The sequence below is a fragment of the Acetobacter cerevisiae genome, assembly GCF_001580535.1.
In the GTDB taxonomy this organism is placed as follows: Bacteria; Pseudomonadota; Alphaproteobacteria; order Acetobacterales; family Acetobacteraceae; genus Acetobacter; species Acetobacter cerevisiae.
The window spans coordinates 144,925-162,863 of sequence record NZ_LHZA01000157.1 but is presented as its reverse complement, the minus strand read 5'-3'; the positions used below and the strand labels follow the sequence as shown (position 1 = coordinate 162,863).

The 17,939-nt window shown below is 59.2% G+C and carries 19 protein-coding genes; 5 read left to right on the top strand and 14 right to left on the bottom strand.

All coding sequences use genetic code 11. From position 1 onward, the window contains the following. Positions 1 to 3: 3 nt before the first annotated feature. Complete coding sequence (locus AD928_RS13575; protein WP_062251070.1) at positions 4 to 987, bottom strand: FAD-dependent oxidoreductase; 984 nt, start codon at positions 985 to 987, stop codon at positions 4 to 6. Positions 988 to 1,064: 77 nt separating this feature from the next. Then, the gene (locus AD928_RS13570; protein WP_062140091.1) at positions 1,065 to 1,541 is read right to left on the bottom strand and encodes a DUF3429 domain-containing protein; all 477 of its coding nucleotides are present in this window, start codon (positions 1,539 to 1,541) and stop codon (positions 1,065 to 1,067) included. Positions 1,542 to 1,723: 182 nt separating this feature from the next. Between AD928_RS13570 and eno the strand changes: the two genes are divergently transcribed. Next, a complete protein-coding gene (eno, locus tag AD928_RS13565) occupies positions 1,724 to 3,001 on the top strand; it encodes a phosphopyruvate hydratase (RefSeq protein ID WP_062251069.1) in 1,278 nt (425 codons plus the stop codon). 160 nt (positions 3,002 to 3,161) lie between these two features. Beyond that, positions 3,162 to 3,491, top strand: a complete 330-nt coding sequence (locus tag AD928_RS13560) for an FtsB family cell division protein (protein ID WP_062251068.1) — start codon at positions 3,162 to 3,164, stop codon at positions 3,489 to 3,491. A gap of 195 nt (positions 3,492 to 3,686) precedes the next feature. On the opposite strand, the gene rpmG is transcribed toward AD928_RS13560, so the two are convergent. Then, entirely contained in the window at positions 3,687 to 3,854 is a 168-nt protein-coding gene (rpmG, locus tag AD928_RS13555; protein ID WP_003623017.1) for a 50S ribosomal protein L33, read from the bottom strand. A gap of 152 nt (positions 3,855 to 4,006) precedes the next feature. Between rpmG and AD928_RS13550 the strand changes: the two genes are divergently transcribed. Next, positions 4,007 to 5,206 (top strand): molybdopterin molybdotransferase MoeA, encoded by a 1,200-nt coding sequence (locus AD928_RS13550; protein WP_062251067.1) that lies wholly within the window; start codon positions 4,007 to 4,009, stop codon positions 5,204 to 5,206. Between the two features lie 5 nt (positions 5,207 to 5,211). Here the strand turns inward: AD928_RS13550 and AD928_RS13545 are convergent, their stop codons facing one another. Further along, positions 5,212 to 6,321, bottom strand: a complete 1,110-nt coding sequence (locus AD928_RS13545) for a carbohydrate porin (RefSeq protein WP_233420078.1) — start codon at positions 6,319 to 6,321, stop codon at positions 5,212 to 5,214. After that, positions 6,267 to 6,521, bottom strand: coding sequence for a hypothetical protein (locus AD928_RS15250; RefSeq protein WP_233420077.1), 255 nt, complete (start codon positions 6,519 to 6,521; stop codon positions 6,267 to 6,269). Before AD928_RS15250 ends, AD928_RS13545 begins: the two co-directional genes overlap by 55 nt. Before the next feature lie 257 nt (positions 6,522 to 6,778). Here AD928_RS15250 and lexA point away from each other — a divergent pair, with 257 nt between their 5' ends. Then, positions 6,779 to 7,444: a transcriptional repressor LexA gene (gene lexA, locus AD928_RS13540; RefSeq protein ID WP_062251066.1), complete on the top strand. Its 666-nt coding sequence runs from the start codon at positions 6,779 to 6,781 to the stop codon at positions 7,442 to 7,444. Positions 7,445 to 7,548: 104 nt separating this feature from the next. On the opposite strand, the gene bioD is transcribed toward lexA, so the two are convergent. The 3 genes from bioD to AD928_RS13525 are packed head-to-tail and all read right to left on the bottom strand — an operon-like array spanning position 7,549 to position 10,879. Then, positions 7,549 to 8,997, bottom strand: a complete 1,449-nt coding sequence (gene bioD / locus AD928_RS13535; protein ID WP_062251065.1) for a dethiobiotin synthase — start codon at positions 8,995 to 8,997, stop codon at positions 7,549 to 7,551. Further along, positions 8,994 to 9,686 (bottom strand): alpha/beta fold hydrolase, encoded by a 693-nt coding sequence (locus AD928_RS13530; RefSeq protein WP_062251064.1) that lies wholly within the window; start codon positions 9,684 to 9,686, stop codon positions 8,994 to 8,996. The genes bioD and AD928_RS13530 overlap by 4 nt, the downstream gene beginning before the upstream one ends. Next, positions 9,683 to 10,879: an aminotransferase class I/II-fold pyridoxal phosphate-dependent enzyme gene (locus AD928_RS13525; RefSeq protein WP_062251063.1), complete on the bottom strand. Its 1,197-nt coding sequence runs from the start codon at positions 10,877 to 10,879 to the stop codon at positions 9,683 to 9,685. The genes AD928_RS13530 and AD928_RS13525 overlap by 4 nt, the downstream gene beginning before the upstream one ends. 193 nt (positions 10,880 to 11,072) lie before the next feature. On the opposite strand from AD928_RS13525, the gene AD928_RS13520 reads away from it, so the two are divergent. Beyond that, positions 11,073 to 12,278 carry an adenosylmethionine--8-amino-7-oxononanoate transaminase gene (locus AD928_RS13520; RefSeq protein WP_062251162.1) on the top strand — a complete coding sequence of 402 codons (1,206 nt, stop codon included), beginning with the start codon at positions 11,073 to 11,075 and terminating at the stop codon, positions 12,276 to 12,278. A 138-nt stretch (positions 12,279 to 12,416) separates the two neighbouring features. Here AD928_RS13520 and AD928_RS13515 read toward each other — a convergent pair whose 3' ends face one another. The 6 genes from AD928_RS13515 to AD928_RS13490 form a co-directional block, all read right to left on the bottom strand. Beyond that, positions 12,417 to 12,866: a molybdenum cofactor biosynthesis protein MoaE gene (locus AD928_RS13515; protein ID WP_324609194.1), complete on the bottom strand. Its 450-nt coding sequence runs from the start codon at positions 12,864 to 12,866 to the stop codon at positions 12,417 to 12,419. 4 nt (positions 12,867 to 12,870) lie between these two features. Further along, a complete protein-coding gene (gene moaD, locus AD928_RS13510) occupies positions 12,871 to 13,134 on the bottom strand; it encodes a molybdopterin converting factor subunit 1 (RefSeq protein ID WP_062251062.1) in 264 nt (87 codons plus the stop codon). Between the two features lie 64 nt (positions 13,135 to 13,198). After that, complete coding sequence (locus AD928_RS13505; protein WP_062140073.1) at positions 13,199 to 13,735, bottom strand: hypothetical protein; 537 nt, start codon at positions 13,733 to 13,735, stop codon at positions 13,199 to 13,201. Positions 13,736 to 13,901: 166 nt separating this feature from the next. Continuing rightward, positions 13,902 to 14,474 (bottom strand): CDP-diacylglycerol--glycerol-3-phosphate 3-phosphatidyltransferase, encoded by a 573-nt coding sequence (gene pgsA, locus AD928_RS13500; RefSeq protein WP_062140071.1) that lies wholly within the window; start codon positions 14,472 to 14,474, stop codon positions 13,902 to 13,904. 99 nt (positions 14,475 to 14,573) lie between these two features. Beyond that, the gene (gene uvrC, locus AD928_RS13495; protein ID WP_082779484.1) at positions 14,574 to 16,490 is read right to left on the bottom strand and encodes an excinuclease ABC subunit UvrC; all 1,917 of its coding nucleotides are present in this window, start codon (positions 16,488 to 16,490) and stop codon (positions 14,574 to 14,576) included. Positions 16,491 to 16,752: 262 nt separating this feature from the next. Beyond that, entirely contained in the window at positions 16,753 to 17,841 is a 1,089-nt protein-coding gene (locus tag AD928_RS13490) for a dipeptidase (RefSeq protein ID WP_062251061.1), read from the bottom strand. Positions 17,842 to 17,939: the final 98 nt, after the last annotated feature.

The window sequence follows — 17,939 nt, the reverse complement described above, 5'->3', positions numbered from 1 at the left end:
CGTTCAGGCGGTCTTGTCCGGCGCTCCAAAAATCATGTTCGCCGCTTCCTGCGCCCGCGCGGGAGAAAGCAGGAAACCGTGGCGATACATGCCATTCACATAAATATGCTGCCCATCCTGCACGACGGTGGGCATGTTGTCCGGGTAGGACGGTCGGAGCCCGGTGCCCATTTCCAGAATTTCCGCTTCGGCAAAACCTGGATGCAGCGTCCACACGGCATTCAGCAACTCGGTCATGGAACGCACCGTCATCCCGCCAGCGTTTTCGCTTTCAATCATGGTGGCCCCGACCATGAAGACATGGTCAGCCCGCGGCACGATGTAAATGGGAATACGAGGGTGCAGCATCCGCACCGGGCGATGCAGTGCAACATCCGGGCAGCGGAGCAAGATCATCTCCCCCCGTACGCCACGGAGCGTCGTGAGTTTGGTACGGGCATTCAGACCAGTGCAGTCCACCACCCAGTCAAATTCAGCCTCGTCCAGCTTCTGCATGCCTTCCAGCAGCACTGTGCCGCCTTTGGCTTCCAGACTTTTCCGCAGAGCGACCAGAGCCTTGCGAGGGTCCACATGCCCTTCATCGGCAAAAAAGAGGGCTTTATGGAAACGGCCCGCCAGATCTGGCTCCAGCAGAGCAATGTCTTCCGTACCGAGTGTGTGAAAATGTGAAGTACGCCGCCCGAACCGGGCGATCTCCCCCACATCCCGCGGTGGGGCCAGAACCAGACTGCCAGCCCGCACCACGTCAGGCACATGAGCTGCCCACCACTCCACCGAATCAACAGACTGCGCCGTCACCTCTGCGGGAGCCGATTCCGCCTCACACCACGGGGCCAGCATGCCACCGGCCATCCATGACGCCCCGGCACCAACACGCCCTCCGGCATCATAAAGCGTAACCTGCCCACCACGCTCAGCCAGCGTGACAGAGGCTGTCATACCGGCAACACCGGCTCCTTTGACCAGAATGCGCGGAGTGCTGTGCATGGTCTTCAAATCCTTCCACGTCCACCCGGCCACTCCCGCCGGATTTCCATGTTATAACAACAGAGTAGCCCGAAGCGCTAGAAGAGGCGCGCGATAAGCACCACCAGCAGGCAGCATTCTGTAACAGCGGTCACAATCCACCGCAGGCCCATATAGCCGCTCGGTAAAGCGCCCGTGCGCCACCCCTGCCGCTCCAGCAAGGCGAGGACCGGAACCGCGACGGCCAGAATCGCAACACCTGCCACGGGCATCCACGCAAACGCCGTATAGGCCGCTACCCAGCCGACAAAAGCGGGCACCACCCCCAGCACAAGCCGGATGATATCCGTCCGGTCTGCCCCGCTGGTCACAATCGCGGGTGCAGGCTCAAGCGCCAGCCCCCAGTGCACCGCCCCGAAAAAGGCGAGAGACACCGCGCAGTAAGACACAAACGCCATCATCAGATTGGGGGTGGGCACACCGGAGGCAAAAAACACAATCCCACACGCACAGAGAATCAGGGGCAGAAGCCCCGCGATTGCCAGCACCACAGCGACAAATGGAAGTCTCTTCATGAGCTTTTGGTGTGCCTCCTCTGCACGCTTTCAGGCCTTGAACTGGTTGACAGAAAAGCCCAACAGGCTGCCACTAGCAACTGCAAGGAAACGCGCGCAGCCGTGTTTCGTTGAAGCAAAAAGAAAAACAACGCATCTCGGCCAGCCCAAATCGCCTGAGCCTGAAACGGGAATGAAAAATTATGAGTGCCATTGTCGATATCATCGCGCGTGAAATTCTGGACAGCCGCGGAAACCCGACAGTTGAAGTGGATGTTGAACTGGCCTCAGGCGCTAAAGGGCGGGCTGCCGTGCCGTCTGGTGCTTCCACAGGGGCTCATGAAGCCGTTGAACTGCGCGACAAGGACCCCAAGCGCTTTGGTGGCAAGGGCGTTCTGCAGACCATCGAAAATATCGAAAATGAAATCCTGCCGACACTTCAGGGTGCCGAATCGTCCGACCAGATTGATATCGACAATGCGATGATTGATCTGGACGGCACCCCCAACAAGAGCCGCATGGGGGCTAACGCGATTCTAGGCGTGTCTCTGGCCATCGCCAAAGCCACGGCTGCCGAGCTGCATGTGCCGCTGTATCGCTACATTGGGGGTGTGTTTGCCCACACTCTGCCCGTGCCGATGATGAATATCGTCAATGGCGGCGAACATGCCGACAACCCGATTGATATTCAGGAATTCATGATCCAGCCGGTGGGTGCGCCGACAGAATCCGATGCCATTCGCTGGGGTGCGGAAATTTTCGCTCACCTCAAGAAAGACCTTCAGGCTGCTGGCCACAATACCAACGTCGGCGATGAAGGTGGCTTTGCTCCGGCTCTGAAATCGGCTGATGAAGCGCTGGGCTTTATTACCCGCGCCGTGGAATCCGCAGGCTACCGTCCCGGCGAAGACGTGACCTTTGCGCTGGATTGCGCCTCCACCGAGTTCTTCCGTGATGGCAAATACATCATGAAGGGTGAAGGCAAGACGTTTGATTCGGGCGAGATGGTCAGCTGGCTGGCAGACCTGACGAACCGTTACCCCATTGCCTCCATTGAAGATGGTCTGGCGGAAGATGACTGGGAAGGCTGGGCTCTGCTGACGGAAACGCTCGGTAAGAAAATTCAGCTGGTTGGCGATGATCTGTTCGTCACCAATCCCGAGCGCCTGCGTCGGGGCATTAAAGCCGGTGTGGGCAATTCCATTCTGGTGAAGGTCAACCAGATCGGCACTCTGACGGAAACGCTGGAAGCGATCGAAGTCGCGCACAAGGCAGGCTACACGGCGGTCATGAGCCATCGCTCCGGTGAGACAGAAGATTCCACCATTGCGGATCTGGCTGTTGCCACAAACTGCGGGCAGATCAAGACCGGATCACTGTCCCGGTCCGACAGAACTGCAAAATACAACCAGCTCATTCGCATTGAGCAGGAACTGGCTACAGCAGCACAGTATGCAGGCCGCTCCATTCTGAAGTCCTGAGCAACAGGCCTGCCCCTTGGCCTATTAGAGCCGTGTTTTTCGGAGCACGGCTTTTTTTATGCCCTTCCCCACCGAGGTCTCTTCCTGTGCAGATATTCATGGTTTAGACATAAAGATCTGATCAAAATGTCATTTTCCGGGACAGAGGGACGTTAAAATCGTGCAAATCGGCCGCTTTATCAGACGTGCAGTGCGCGCCATTGTTCCGCCCACCGTTTTTCTGGGCATTGCGGTCTATTTTGGCTGGAACGCCACGCAGGGTGACCACGGCATGAAGGCCTATCAGACCCAGCTTGTTCTGCTTGATCAGGCCAAACAGGCGCAGCAGGATGCTTCTGCAGAGCAGACAGCCTGGCGGCGGCGCGTGAACGGCCTGCGGGAACAGTCTCTGGATAATGACACGCTGGATGAACGCGCCCGCGCGATGCTCAATCTGGCTGACAAGAACGATATTGTCGTGCCGTATGACCGGCATGATCCGCTTTACTAAACGCCGTAAACGCTAACGACCGGCTATCGGGCAAACCGCAACGCGCGATAGCCCCGGCAGTATGACCCGTTACGCTCGAACCCCGCAGATCCGTCTGGCGGGGTTTTTCTTTATGCACGCGGCACAACAGCCATAAAAAAAAGCGGCCCCGGATGGAGCCGCTTTTTTATAATCTCTTCCCCCAGAAGGGCGAGATTATTTGATTTTCGCTTCGCGGAACACGACGTGCTTGCGTGCAACGGGATCGTACTTCTTCAGTTCCATCTTGCCGGTGTGGGCACGGGCGTTCTTCTTGGTGACGTAGAAGTAACCGGTGTCCGCCGTGGAAACGAGACGGATTTTGATAACATTGGTCTTGGCCATAGCTTCCTCAGCAGAGCATCGTTAAACCCGGCACCACGCCAGAAACGTGGTCGGGTGGTGTTCAAGTGCCGGCAAAATGCGCATACAAGAGCCAAACGTCAAGCATTCTTGCATCATTCAGGCGTGGGAATAGCCGAAAGGAGTAAAAAAACATGCTGGATGTGGCTGTTGCGCGCGCCCGAATCCTTGAAAAATTCTCAGCCGGGGGCTCGGAAACCGTCTCTCTGGCCGATGGATGTGGCCGGGTGCTGGCATCCCCGCTCACAGCGCGCCTCTCCAATCCGCCTGTCTCCATCTCCTCAATGGATGGCTATGCTCTCAAGGCTGAGGACGCGCAGGATGGCGCCACACTGCGCATTGTGGGCGAAGCCCCCGCAGGACACCCATCCAGTCTGACCGTGGAGAAAGGCACCTGCCTGCGGCTGTTTACCGGCAGCCAGATCCCCGCAGGCGCCGATATGGTCATGATTCAGGAAAATGTGCGGCGTGAGGGCGACCATGCAACGCTGCTCAGCGCCGGGCGCGTGGGCCAGTTCATCCGCAAAGAGGGACAGGATTTCCGCAAAGGCGACATTCTGGTTCCGGCAGGCAAAAAAATCGGGCCGCGCGATATCGGGCTGGCAGCGGCTGGCGGGCATATCTGGCTCCCCGTCTCGCGCCGTCCGCGCATTGGCGTTCTGGCCACGGGTGATGAAATTGTGCTGCCCGGAGACCCGGCTTCTCCAGACTCCATCGTTAATTCCGGCGCGTTCATGATTACCGCCCTGCTCAAATCTCTGGGGGCGGACGCGATCCTGCTCCCTGTTGCACGGGATAATGCCGAGTCTCTCTCTGCCGCCATCGGGCAGGCGCATACGCTGGATCTGCTGGTGACCATCGGCGGGGCCAGCATAGGCACGTATGACGTGGTGCGCAGCACGCTGGAGGCTCACGGTCTGGCGCTGGATTTCTGGAAAATCGCCATGCGCCCGGGCAGACCGCTGATGTTCGGCCAGTTGGGCCACACCCCCGTTATCGGCCTGCCGGGCAATCCGGTCGCGGCGCTGGTGTGCAGTCTGGTGTTTGTGGCCCCTGCCCTGCGCAAGCTGCTCGGCCAGCCCGTGCCGGACAAGATGGAAACGGAAGCCGCCGTGCTGGGCGCGGATATTGGCGAGAATGACCAGCGGCAGGATTTTGTGCGGTGCCGCCTCACGCCGCAGGCTGATGGACAACTTCCACTGGCAACACCATTTAGTTCGCAGGATTCGGCTCAGCTGAATATTTTCGCCCAAAGTCAGGCGCTCCTGATTCGCGCGCCCTTCGCACCAGCCGAGAAAGCCGGCGCGCCCTGCCGTATTCTTCGCCTGCCCTGAGAGCTTCAGAACGACATGCTGGAATGCAGGCCAAAAATGGCTTCGTCTTTCACCCTGCGGCCTGCGGTATCCAGCACGCCGCCGCTGGGTGAGAGCATCCCCTGAAGATCAGGCTGGATGAGGAGCCAGGGTGTCGCCTGAAACTGATAAGTCAGTTCCAGATGACATTCGGCGTGCTGCGCCAGCGTGCCCGCACGCCGTTCTGACCGCCGCAAAACCGGGCTGGCCTCGCCATAGCCGAAACCAAGCCCCAGAACATCGTTTTCGCGCTGGAATGGCGCGTTCAGCAAAAGCCCCGCATCCACCGCATTCACAATCTGGTTGCGGTTGGCGGGCGGTGCCCAGGTGGCGCGCACAAAGCCCGCAATCGTCTGCTTGCCTGCAAGATTAGCCAGAACCTGATCGGCCACGGCGTAAAATGTCCAGTTGCCTTTATGGCGAACAGTTGGGTCAGCCTGATCCGGAAAGCGGCCGGTATCTCCGTAACCGCCCAGCTTATAGGTTCCGTCCTTCCCCCAGAGCTGCGTGTGATACTGCGCTTCCAGAAACATCAGCGCCCCGGTGCCAAAATGGAATCGGGTGCCGCTGGGGTCCTGATTCTGGTTCCACGGGTCGGCATCGTTCAGAAAACCAGCGCCAATCGGGTTATCATCCGCAACTGCGGCCAGAACCGTCCAGCTTTTGGAAAGCTTGTATTTGACCCGCACGGCAGGCGTGCCCAGCGGTGACGCCGGCCCCTGATCGTACAGGTTGTTATCCGGCACCATGGGCCAGGAGAATGAGGCGTTCATGAACTGCATCGCGCCGTCACTCCCCATGAAGTCATGACTGAGATCAAGCTTCCCAATCCGCATATCCAGCCGGTCATGGTCAAAAGTCTGGCCATACCAGACCTCATAGAGACGCAGATTAATGTCCGCCTCAATCCCGGAAACCTGATTGAATACATAAAGCGGCTGGTTGCTGAAGGGATGACCACGAATATCCACCCCGCTGATGCCAATGGTGCCGAGCGGCAGATGCGTCAGGCGCCCAAGATCCACAGAAAGCTGGCCGGTGGTCACGCCAATGTAGTTATTGGACGGCTGGCTGCCGCCGACACGGGAACAGCCCACAGTTCATTCTGGTCCGTTAGCTGAAAATCCACGCCATGTTCCGCCAAAGTGCGACGCACACCGCCCCAGTCCCGCGTCAGGCGGTCTGCAAAGCTGAACGCATTCGCATCGGGAGCAGTCGCCTGCGCCGCAGCCTGAGACACACTCAGGCTGAAACAGGCACAAAACGCTGCCGGAACCGTGATAATTTTCCTAAACACCGAACCTTTTCAATATGTTATAGAACCGCATACAAAGGCGGCATCAGAGATTTCGGACCGATGATCACCGGCCCCGCTTAAATAGCCAGACTGAAAGCACAGGCCCCAACGGGCCTTCTGCAGGAACCTTTACAGACACCACAAAAAATACAGAAGTGCTTTTGGCTGGGGTGAATAACCCCTTGACTAAAAAAGAGAACTTATATAGAACAAAGCACTATAAATACAAAAACACTCATCTGCTCCGGGGTGCCGCAATGCTGACGCGCAAACAGCACAAACTGCTGCTTTTTATTGATTCTCACCTCAAGCAGACGGGCTTCTCTCCTTCTTTCGACGAGATGAAAGAGGCCATGGGCCTGCGCTCCAAATCCGGCATTCATCGCCTGATTTCCGGCCTGGAAGAACGCGGATTTCTGCGCCGCCATCACCATCGGGCCCGCGCACTGGAAGTCATCCATCTCCCGGAAATGGCGCCTACCTCCGAAACGCTGCCCACGAATGTCGTGCGTGGTGATTTCTCCCGCCAGCAGCCCGCCGCGCTGAAAATCCCGCTTTATGGGCGCATTGCCGCTGGTCTGCCGATTGAAGCCATGGCCGAAACGGATACCTTTCTGGACATCCCGAAAGATATGGTGAGCTCAGGCGACTATTACGCGCTGGAAGTCACCGGGGATTCCATGATTGAGGCCGGGATTCTGGACGGCGATCACGTCATCATCCGTCGCACAGAAGATGCCGAGAACGGACAGATTGTTGTCGCACTCATTGATAATAGCGAAGTCACGCTCAAACGCCTGCGCCGCAAGGGCAACACCATTGCGCTGGAACCCGCCAACCCGCGCTATGAAACGCGCATTGTGCCGGCTGAACGCCTGCATATTCAGGGTCGACTGGCCGGACTGATCCGCCGCTACCATTGACGCCAGAGGAAAGACGGAGCGTGATTTTGAAAGGTCACGCGTCCGCCCGGTTGAGGCTTCTCCATTCAGGCGCAGAAGCTCCATCCCTCAGGCCGGGTGAAACGTCAGACCTTTTCTGAGACGCCTGCCTGCACTCCTTGCATTGCTTCAGACACATCGTCCCATGAGGGGATCAGGCAGCTCAATGCTGTAACGATCTCCGCAGTCACGGTCTTCTGCTGTGGCAGTTCTGCCAGAATGCGCACCTGCCCTTTTTCCTGAATGGTCTTGCTGTTCTCCGGGTTGAGCGGGCCGCTCAGCACCACCCCGGCAATAGCCAGACCACGGGCACGCAACGCTTCCAGACTAAGCAGCGTATGGTTCAGCGTCCCCAGTCCGCTTCGGGCGACAAGCACCACCGGCAAACCCCAGCGTTCAGCCAGATCAACCATCATCAGCGTATCGGTCGCAGGCACCATCAGGCCTCCTGCCCCTTCCACCACGAGCGGGCGCTGCGGATCCTCCAAAGGCAGAACCAGACGTGCGGGGTCAATCTCCGCACCTTCGGCCCTGGCAGCCGCCAGAGGAGACAGAGAGGCCTGATACGCCCCGGCTGACGGAAAGCAGTCCTCCGGCAGGCAACCGCTCAGCTTTATAACCGTGCTGGTATCGCCTTCTTCATCCGCAAGCCCACTTTGCAACGGCTTCCAGTAGGCTGCTTTCCACGCATGGACGAGGCAGGCAGATGTCAGCGTCTTGCCCACGCCGGTATCTGTTCCGGTGATAAACACTCCGGCGCGTTGAGGCTTTTGAAAACAGCCATAAGCCAGATGCCATGTCACCATAGCTCCGGCCTGATCAAAACGCGCCAGAGTACGACGCAGTTCGGCGGGAGAGAAAGCCTTCCCGTCTTCACGCGGCACGGCAGCCCCCGTGTCCTTCAGATGCTTTACAAAGGCCAGTCCATTCCCAAACGGCTGAACGCACCGTTCTGTTGTCCATTTCCCGGCGCACAGGCCGGGCAGCCAGCCCTGCACAGTCCGGGCGGCCGGATAATCCGGCGTTGCGGCCACAAGCCCTTCTGCGCTGCAGGCCTGTCGCCATTCTTCAAAGGTGCCATCCAGCAAGGTGGAGACCGCAATCACACCACCGGGGGCCAGCTGGTCCGCCAGCGTTTGCAAGGCTACTGCGGGCTCGGCCAGCCACTGGAAAACCAGATTGCCGCAAATCAGGTCAAACGCCCCCGCCACATCGGGTCGGGCCGCATCCATCACACAAAACTGCACGCCTTCCCCGACTCGCTTGCGGGCGCGTTCCAGCATACGGGGGGCAACATCTGTTGCGACCAGTTCCGCCTCAGGCCAGGCCTCATGCAGCATGTGCGTGAGAAAGCCCGTACCGCACCCAACTTCCAGAATACGCCGGGGCGTTCGGCCAGCCAGCCGAGCCCGGAGACCATCAAACAGACGCCGCGCCGCCACACGTTGCAGCACAGCGGCGGCATCATACCCCTCCGCAGCATCAAAACTTTGCTGAATGCGAGCCTGTCGGGCCTGGGCAGAACGGTCGGTCATGAGTTTTCCAGATTTTGTGACATCATGCACCGAACAGCCTCGGCACAGACATGTGGATGTGTCAGCGGGAGCATGTGCCCGCCCTCAGATTCCCATTCAACCGGCACACCCCGCGGGAAAGAGGCCTGCGTCATCTCCGGGCTGACAATCGGATCGTGCTCCCCGGCCAGAACCTTTACGGTCCCGGGCACCTCAGCGAGACGGGCCAGCGCAGGCCGTGCGTCCAGCGTCATCAACTCTGTCAGCCCCTCTTGCAGCGCTGGCACACAAACAGCATCCGGCCTAACCGGCCCCACGCCACAGCGGGCGCGAAAATTATTGACCACCTGAACTGCATCGCGCTGCAGGCCTGTCTGCATGCGAGTCAGCATACGCTGAGGCACGCCCTGCGAAAAACCGTCTTCGGCAGCAAAGCGCCCGAACGCGTTGATGCCCAGAAAGCGTGTCCTTTTTGGCCAGCCTCCACGAGAGAGAAGCCAGAGAAAGCCCAGAGAATGACCAACGGCGAGCACGGGCTGGGACCCACGCAGCACAGCGTCCAGCCGCTGCTGTGTGTCGCTCTGCGAGGCTCCGAAATAGCCCAGATCCAGCACACAGGCTGAACGCTGATCCAGTGCCTCCAGCACCGGCTCCCAGATATCCGGCCCGCAACCCCAGCCATGCACAAAAACAAGCCGCGGCCCGATCATGCAAATCCCATTGCTGCGCACTGCGACACAGCATCCTTGAGCACCTGCGCCAGCTGGTCCACCTGCGCCTCTGTATGGTTTCCGTGCAGCACCACCCGCAGGCGGCAGCCACCCGGTGGCACCGTAGGCGGACGAATAGCAATCGCCAGAAAACCAGCGTCTTCCACCATGCGAGAAAGGGTGAGAGCCGTGCGTTCGCCCCCCACAACAACCGGCACAATCTGAGTAGAAGACGGCCCCGTTTCCAACCCGGCCCGCCACATATGCTGCCGGAACCGCTCCGCCAGTCCCGCAACACGGTCTCGCGTTGCGTCCAAATCTGGCAGCAGATCCAGTGCTGCGTCCACCGCACCCAACACCAGAGGAGATGGCGCTGTGGAGTAGATATAGCCGGAGCCTTTATTCACCAGCCAGCGGCATACGGCGGATGAGGAAGCGATAAATGCGCCCATCCCGCCCAGAGCCTTACTGAACGTGCCGATAATCAGGTCCGCCTGCCCGTCAGCCAGACCTTTTCCGTCCGGCCCCAGAATGCCGGTGGCATGTGCCTCATCCACGCACAAAAACGCGCCATACTGGCGAGCCAATGCACCAAGCGCCGCCATATCGGCCCGGTCTCCATCCATACTGAAGACGCTTTCTGTCAGAATGATTTTCAGGCCGGGGCCATCGGCTTTCTGCAGGAGGCTTTCAAGATACTCCCTGTCATTATGCCGGAACCGCACAGGCCGCACGCCAGCCGCAGCACAGCCATGATACAGGCTGGCATGAATGAATTTATCGACAATCAGTGTAGGGGCCGCACCCGTCGCCGCCAGCGAGAGCTGAGCGAGAGCGGGCACCAGAGTCGCATTCGCCTGCCAGCCGGAGGAGAAAATGCAGGCTGCCTCCATCCCCTTCAGGGCCGCCAGCCTAGCTTCCAGCGCGACCATACCAGGGGCTGTGCCTGTCACCAGTCGTGAGGCCCCGGAGCCTGCCCCATAGCGCTCCGCCCAGGCAAGCGCGCGCTCACGTAAAAGCGGGTGCGCCCGCAGGCCGAGATAGTCATTGGAGGAAAAATCAACCAGAACGGTGCCGTCTTCTCTCTCCAGCAGCCCATCGGCTCTGGGTTGAAGACTGCGCGGCGTGCGAAGACGCCCCTGTTCGGCCAGTTCCTCCAGCCCATGCTGGAAAAGATAATCAAACCGCGTCATGAAGCGAGTGGTGCCGGAGCCGGGACCGCCGGTCAATCACCTAAGCAGGAGTTCTCGCGCAATGTCCGCCCCCCAGAATCCCCTTGCGGCCTCCCGCATAGCCTCTTCTCACCACTCAGAGCAGGCCGCTACAGCCGCCACACCGGAGTGGTACACACAAGGCCTGCCGCATATCTGGCTGCCCTACAGCCAGATGAAAACCGCCCCTGCCCCTCTGGCGGCCCGCAGCACGCATAATGCGCGCATTCAGCTGACGGACGGCCGGGAACTGGTGGATGGCGTGGCCGCATGGTGGACAGCCTGCCACGGCTACAACCACCCCCATATCCGCGCAGCCATTGAGGCGCAACTGGCCACCATGCCGCACGTCATGTTTGGTGGGATGGTGCATGAGCCCGCGCTAAAGCTGGCCAGCCGCCTGTGCGCCCTGCTGCCGGGGGATCTGGACCGGGTTTTCTTTACAGATTCCGGCTCTGTTGCGGTGGAAGTCGCCATGAAAATGGCCATTCAGTATCGTCTGAATAAAGGTGAGCCGAAACGCACCAAGATGCTGGCCTTCAAGGGCGGGTATCATGGAGACACCCTCGCCACCATGTCGGTCTGCGACCCGGAAGAAGGCATGCACCATCTCTATGGAGACGTGCTGGCCAATCACATCATCGCCCCTCTCCCGCAGGACGACGCCAGCGAGGCCGAATTTTTCACGCTGCTGGAGACCCACGCGCATGAACTGACCGCCATCATCACCGAGCCTCTGGTGCAGGGTGCGGGCGGCATGCTCTTCCATTCCCCCGATGTGCTGCGCACGTTGCGCGCTGCGGCGGATCGCTATGGCCTGCTACTCATTCTGGATGAAATTTTTACCGGGTTTGGCCGCACCGGCACGATGTTTGCGTGCGAACAGGCAGGAATTGTACCGGATATCGTAACGCTCTCCAAAGCCCTGACAGGCGGCACCATGGCGCTTGCGGCCACCATTGCACGCCCGCATGTGTTTGAAGCGTTCCTGTCCGACAACCCGGAACACGCCCTGATGCACGGGCCGACTTTTATGGCCAACGCTCTGGCCTGCGCCTGCGCCAATGCCTCGCTGGATCTGTTTGAAACTGAACCCCGGCTTGAACAGGTTGCCGCCATCAACGCGCACCTGACCAGAGAACTGGAACGCTGCCGCACCCTGCCGGGCGTGAAGGATGTCCGTGTTCTGGGCGCGATTGGTGTGGTGGAACTGGAGAAAATCGCCAACCCGGACGCTTTGAGGCAGCGCTTTATTGCGGAAAATGTGTGGATCCGTCCGTTCCGCTCGATTGTCTATCTGACCCCGGCCTTCACCATTCCGCCGGAAGACCTGACTGCCCTGACGGACGCAATCTATCGCGTCTTATCGACGGACAACTGAACGCCCCACTGGCACAGCAGGGAAAAGCCTGTTGTGCCATCCGGCTTTGCAGGCACGGTTTTTCGTGAAGAAAAACCCATGCGTGCGCCTAAAAAGCAACTTCAAAGAATTTTAAAATCAGACCACTAAGGGATATTCTTAATCCCAGGACGCAGCAGCCTTATCGTCTGCTTCCCGCGCATCCACCCATACCTGACGTCCATCCTGATAGCGTTCGCACTTCCAGAAAGGCGCGCCGGTCTTGAGCCGATCAATCAGGAAATTCGTGCCCGCCAGAGCTTCCGCCCGATGCGCGGACGACGTGCCGACAAAGACAATCGGTGCGCCCACCACAAGAGTGCCCACACGATGAATGAGCGTGCAGCCAATAAGCCTGAACCGTTTGACAGCCTCAGCGGCCAGTTCCGTCAGCACTTTTTCGGTCATGCCGGGATAATGTTCCAGAGTGAGGCTTTCCAGCCCATCCGGTCCATCCCGCACCTGCCCCATAAAAACGCTGATGCCGCCAATCCCCCATGAGTCCGCAGAGAGGCGATCCATCTCCGCCCCCATATCAAACAACTCGTTTTGGACAAGAACGCGCAGCACGGGCTTATCCCCCCGTCATTGGCGGGAAAAAGGCCAGTTCATCACCGGGTTTGACGGTATCCTGAAACGTCGCAAGGGTCTGGTTGATGGCAACCCGGATACGGGGCGAGGCCGCAAAGACCTCATCCATGCCCACATCCTTCTGGCGCAGCTCCATCACCAGCGCTTCCACTGTTACGGACTGCGCAGGCAGGGAGACAGTCTCCTTTTCCCGCCCCATCTGCTCACGCAATGCGGCGAAATAGAAAATTGTGACGTCCTGCGCCATACCTGATTCCTTACTTGATTTATTCACGCGACAGCGGCCTGCGCGGGGCCGCCCCCTTCTCCCGTTAGTGCCGGGGTGTCGCGGGGGCTTCGCTCTTTTTAGCCTGCGTTGTGCTTACCGACCCATCCGGATGGATCAGTGTGACTGTGCCGTCGCCATTGGGGATTTCAATCGTCGAGGCAGAGCCACGCTGCGCGCCGTATTTGGCTGCGGCATCAGGCTCCGCATCCGGCAGTTTACCTGTGATGGACTGAGATGTATCGGGCATGCCGTCCGGCTCCCCAACACTCATTTCCCCGCCGTCCTGCAACTGCTTGCCACCGGAATTGGGCACGCCACCAAGAATGGTGCCAGCGCGATCTTTCTCAACGTCTTCAAGCGTGGGCAACGGCGCAGGCGGCCCCGGCCAGATATCCCCGCCAGCAGGCAACAGCGGCGTTTCTGCCGTGGAATATCCATGCACACGCCGCATATTGAGATTGTCCCCGGAGGGCGCATTCGGGTTTTCTCCCGGCAGGGTCGCGGTATCGGACACAAATTTCCCGAAGCCGGAACATCCGCTCAAAACCAGACACAACCCTACAAGAGCGGCTTTCCGCATCACCTGACTCCGCTAACCATGACACCATGCAGGCAAATCAGAGAGACCTGCTACCGGCAAGAACATGCCGTCCAAAGCTTAAATAACGGTTTGCGGAGGGGATACAAGCCGATGAAAGCTATTTGAGGCTAATGAGACACACCTTATGTGCGTTTAAAACGATCGTTCACGAGAGATTAACATGCCGCAAGCCGGTTGTAAGGTAATCCCAGCCGGTGATCAGCGTAAGAACGGCAGCAATCCAGAGAAGGATAGCGCCGATCAGCGCGACATGCAGCCAGGGCATACCCAGCAGCATCCCCGTACCATCCCCTGCCAGCAGAAACCCGATGGCAGTCATCTGGAAGCCGGTTTTCCACTTAGCCAGCCGTGTAACCGGCAGACTGGCGCGACGCTCAGCCAGATATTCCCGCATGCCGGACACCAGAATTTCCCGGCAGAGGATGATAATGGCGGGCCATAGGCTGAAATAGGCCATGCGCCCCAGCCCGGCCAGCACCATCAGGCACGCACCGACCAGCAGCTTATCCGCAATGGAGTCAAACATCCGGCCAAAGTCAGACATCTGGTGGCGGGAGCGGGCCAGCTTACCATCAAAATAGTCCGTCACCCCGGCAAGGATGAACAGAAGACAGGCCAGCGCATCCGTTTGCGGAGAACCCCATGCGGCAAAAAGCACCACGATCGGGATCGCCACGATACGCGAGATAGTCAGAACATTCGGCAGGTCTGTCAGCATTGGCGGAATGCTAGCCTATTTCCGGCAGAGCTGAAATGGTTTCTGACTGCCACTTTTCACCACTCACCCAGAAGTTCAGTGCAGGGCTGAAAACCGGGACTATGCCGGAGTCCAGTCCGGATGAAAGTGACCATACACGGCCCGCGCTGTCTCACGGTTAATCCCCGGCGCCGATTCGAGCTCCGAGAGCCCCGCCTGCTTGACCGCCCGGGCTGACCCGAACGTATTGAGCAGCATCTTTTTCCGCGCAGGACCAACCCCCGGAATTTCATCCAGTTCGGATGTCACCAGCGTCTTGGAGCGCCCGGCCCGATGGGTGGTAATGGCAAAGCGATGCGCCTCATCACGCAGCCGTTGCAGGTAATAGAGAACCGGGTCCCTTGGTTCGAGCTGGAATGGTGGGGCATCCCCCGTATGGAACCATTCCCGACCGGCATCACGGTCCGGTCCCTTGGCAATCCCCACCAGTTTGACACCCGTCACGCCGAGGTCATCCAGCACACTGCGCACGGCGGAATACTGCCCTGCCCCGCCGTCAATCAGCAGGACATCCGGCCAGTTGGACATATCGCCCTCGGCAGCCTCCTTCAAAGCACGACCAAAGCGCCGCTCCAGCACTTCCCGCATCATACCAAAGTCATCCCCCGGCGTGACGGGGCCTTTGATCAGGAACTTGCGATACGCGCGGCGGTCAAACCCTTCCGGGCCGCCCACAATCATCACGCCATAGGCATGGGAACCCATGATGTGACTGTTATCATAAACCTCAATCCGCTCCGGCGGTGCATCCAGCCCCAGAACACGGGCCACGCCCTCCAGCAGTTTGGCCTGCCCGGCACTCTCGGCCAGTTTGCGATGCAGGGCATCCCGCGCATTCGCCACGGCATGGTCCAGCACCTGCTTTTTCTCACCCCGTAGCGGGTGAAGAATTTCCACTTTGCGCTCGCGCCGTAACGTCAGCGCTTCCGCCAGCAAGGCTTCTTCCGGGAGTTCATGGTTCACCAGCACCTGTGCGGGACAGGGCTTGTCGTCATAAAACTGGGCGATGAAGGACGCCAGAATCTCACCGGCTTCCTGATCCTGCGTATGGGCCGGGAAGAACGATCTATTGCCGTTATTGCGCCCACCCCGGATGAAAAACACCTGAATGCAGGCCTGGCCGGCTTCCTGCCAGATCCCGAACACATCGGCGTTCTGCAGAGAGGCCGGATTGATCACACTGGACTCCTGCATCTGCGCCAGAGCGCGGATACGGTCCCGCATGGTCGCAGCGCGCTCAAAATCCAGCGCTTCGGCCGCCCGGTGCATCTCGGCACTCATCTCCTCCCGCAAGGCGTGATCCTTGCCGGAGAGAAACTCCCGCGCCTGCTCTACGAGCTTCGCGTAGGAGTCCTGATCAATCCGGTCCACGCATGGGCCGGAGCAGCGTTTGATTTGATACAGCAGGCATGGGCGAGAGCGGCTGTTGAACACAGAATCCGCACAGGAGCGCAGCAGGAAAACCCGCTGGAGCAGATTGAGAGTCTGATTGACCGCCCATGCGGAAGCAAATGGCCCCCACAAGCTGGCCCCTTTCACCGGCTTGCCGCGATGTTTGGCAATCTGCGGGAACGGATGCGCGTCCGTTAGCATCAGCCAGGGGTAGCTCTTGTCATCCCGCAGCAGGATGTTGAAGCGCGGCTTCATGCGCTTGATGTAGTTGGCCTCAAGCAGCAGCGCCTCGGCCTCGGTATGGGTGGTGACAATCTCCATGGATGCTGTCTCGGACACCATCCGGCGCAGACGTTCCGGCAGGCGATTCACATGGGTGTAGGACGTCACCCGCTTCTTCAGCGCCAGCGCCTTGCCGACGTACAGCACATCCCCTTTCTCACCCAGCATGCGATACACGCCTGGTGAAAGCGGCATGGTTTTAAGCGCGTGCCGGATGACCTCCACGCCTTTCAGCGGGGCAGAAGGCGCGTCTTTTGCTGCATCCGGCTGGGAATTGTTTGGAGAATTTTCAGCTGTCATCAGGCGCTCTTTCGAGAAAACAATTTCATCCACCGATTTTGTGGATAAGTCTGTGGAAGAGCCGGGCTTGACACCCCGAAATCCGCAGATTTCCCGTGGTCCTGACGCATTGCATATTTTTTAGCCAAACAGAGCAACTCATTGATTTGAAACGATTTTATATATGACGTTACGTAACAGCCAGACCACACCTGAAGACTTTATTGAAAATAAAGTCTGTCAAGAGCGGAAGTGGACAAATGCCACAAAAATCTGGCTGCAGTTTTCAGCCAATAGTCCCGGTTTGTTCCGCCGCCACCGCTTCGGCTCTGGCCAGCAGACGCATGAAGTTTCCGCCCCAGAAAGCGGCAATCTCACTTTTGTCATACCCGCGCCGCAGGAGTTCCGCTGTCAGGTTCACACCCTGCGTGGCGTTCTGCCAGTCTGCCAGCGCACCGCCGCCATCAAAGTCGGAGGAAATCCCGACATGCTCTGCGCCAATCCGCCGCACCACATAATCAATATGGTCAACAAAATCCGATACGCCAGCAGAGCGCGCGCCGTTCTCGTCTTTCGGCTTCAGGAAAGCTGGCATGGCGGTAATCTGGATCACCCCACCGCTTTCCTTCAGCGCATCCAGCTGTTCATCATCCAGATTGCGTGGATGGTCACACAGCGTCCGCACGCAGGAATGGCTGGCCACAACCGGCACGGCAGAGGCCGCAACAGCCTGCAACATGGTCTTTTTGGACGCATGAGAAACGTCGATCAGCAGACCCAGACGGTTCATTTCCCGCACCGCCTCACGCCCCAGCGCTGAGAGGCCGCCATGATTTTCCGGCTTATCGCCCAGACTGGGTCGATGCACGGCCGCATCCGCCAACGCGTTATGGCCATTGTGGGTCAGCGTCACATAACGGGCCCCCTTGGCGCGGAACTGCGCCAGCACCGCCGGATTATCCCCCATGGCGTAGCCGTTTTCGACCGCCGGAATGACCGCCAGAATCCCGGCTTCATACGCTGCCCTGATTTCCGCCACGGTAGAACAGACGCGCGCCGTCACACCGTTGTGCGTGGCCTGCATGCCGTTGATGACGTCCAGCATGGCCAGACACTGAGCCTGCGCCTGCGCCTGCCCTTCTGCATTCACCATCGCCTGAGCGATATAGGCCACAAAGCAGCCGGCAGACATGCCGCCCTTTTGCATCTTGGGCAGATCAACCCGACGGGTTTCCGTGTCTTCAAACGCATCCCCCCGATCCGGCCAGGGGATATCAATATGGCTGTCCAGCGTGAACAGAGCGCGATGCAGCGCTTGTGCCTCGGCGGAAGGAACGGCGGTCTGGCCCGGCTGAGCCTGTGAGGAAGACGTCATGAGAGAAAAATGGTCCTGTCAGTCAAGATTGCAAGGCGCATGCCCTGCTGTGCCTTCTCTTATGTGACTGTTTTTTCTTGCTCCGCAAACCCGGATGC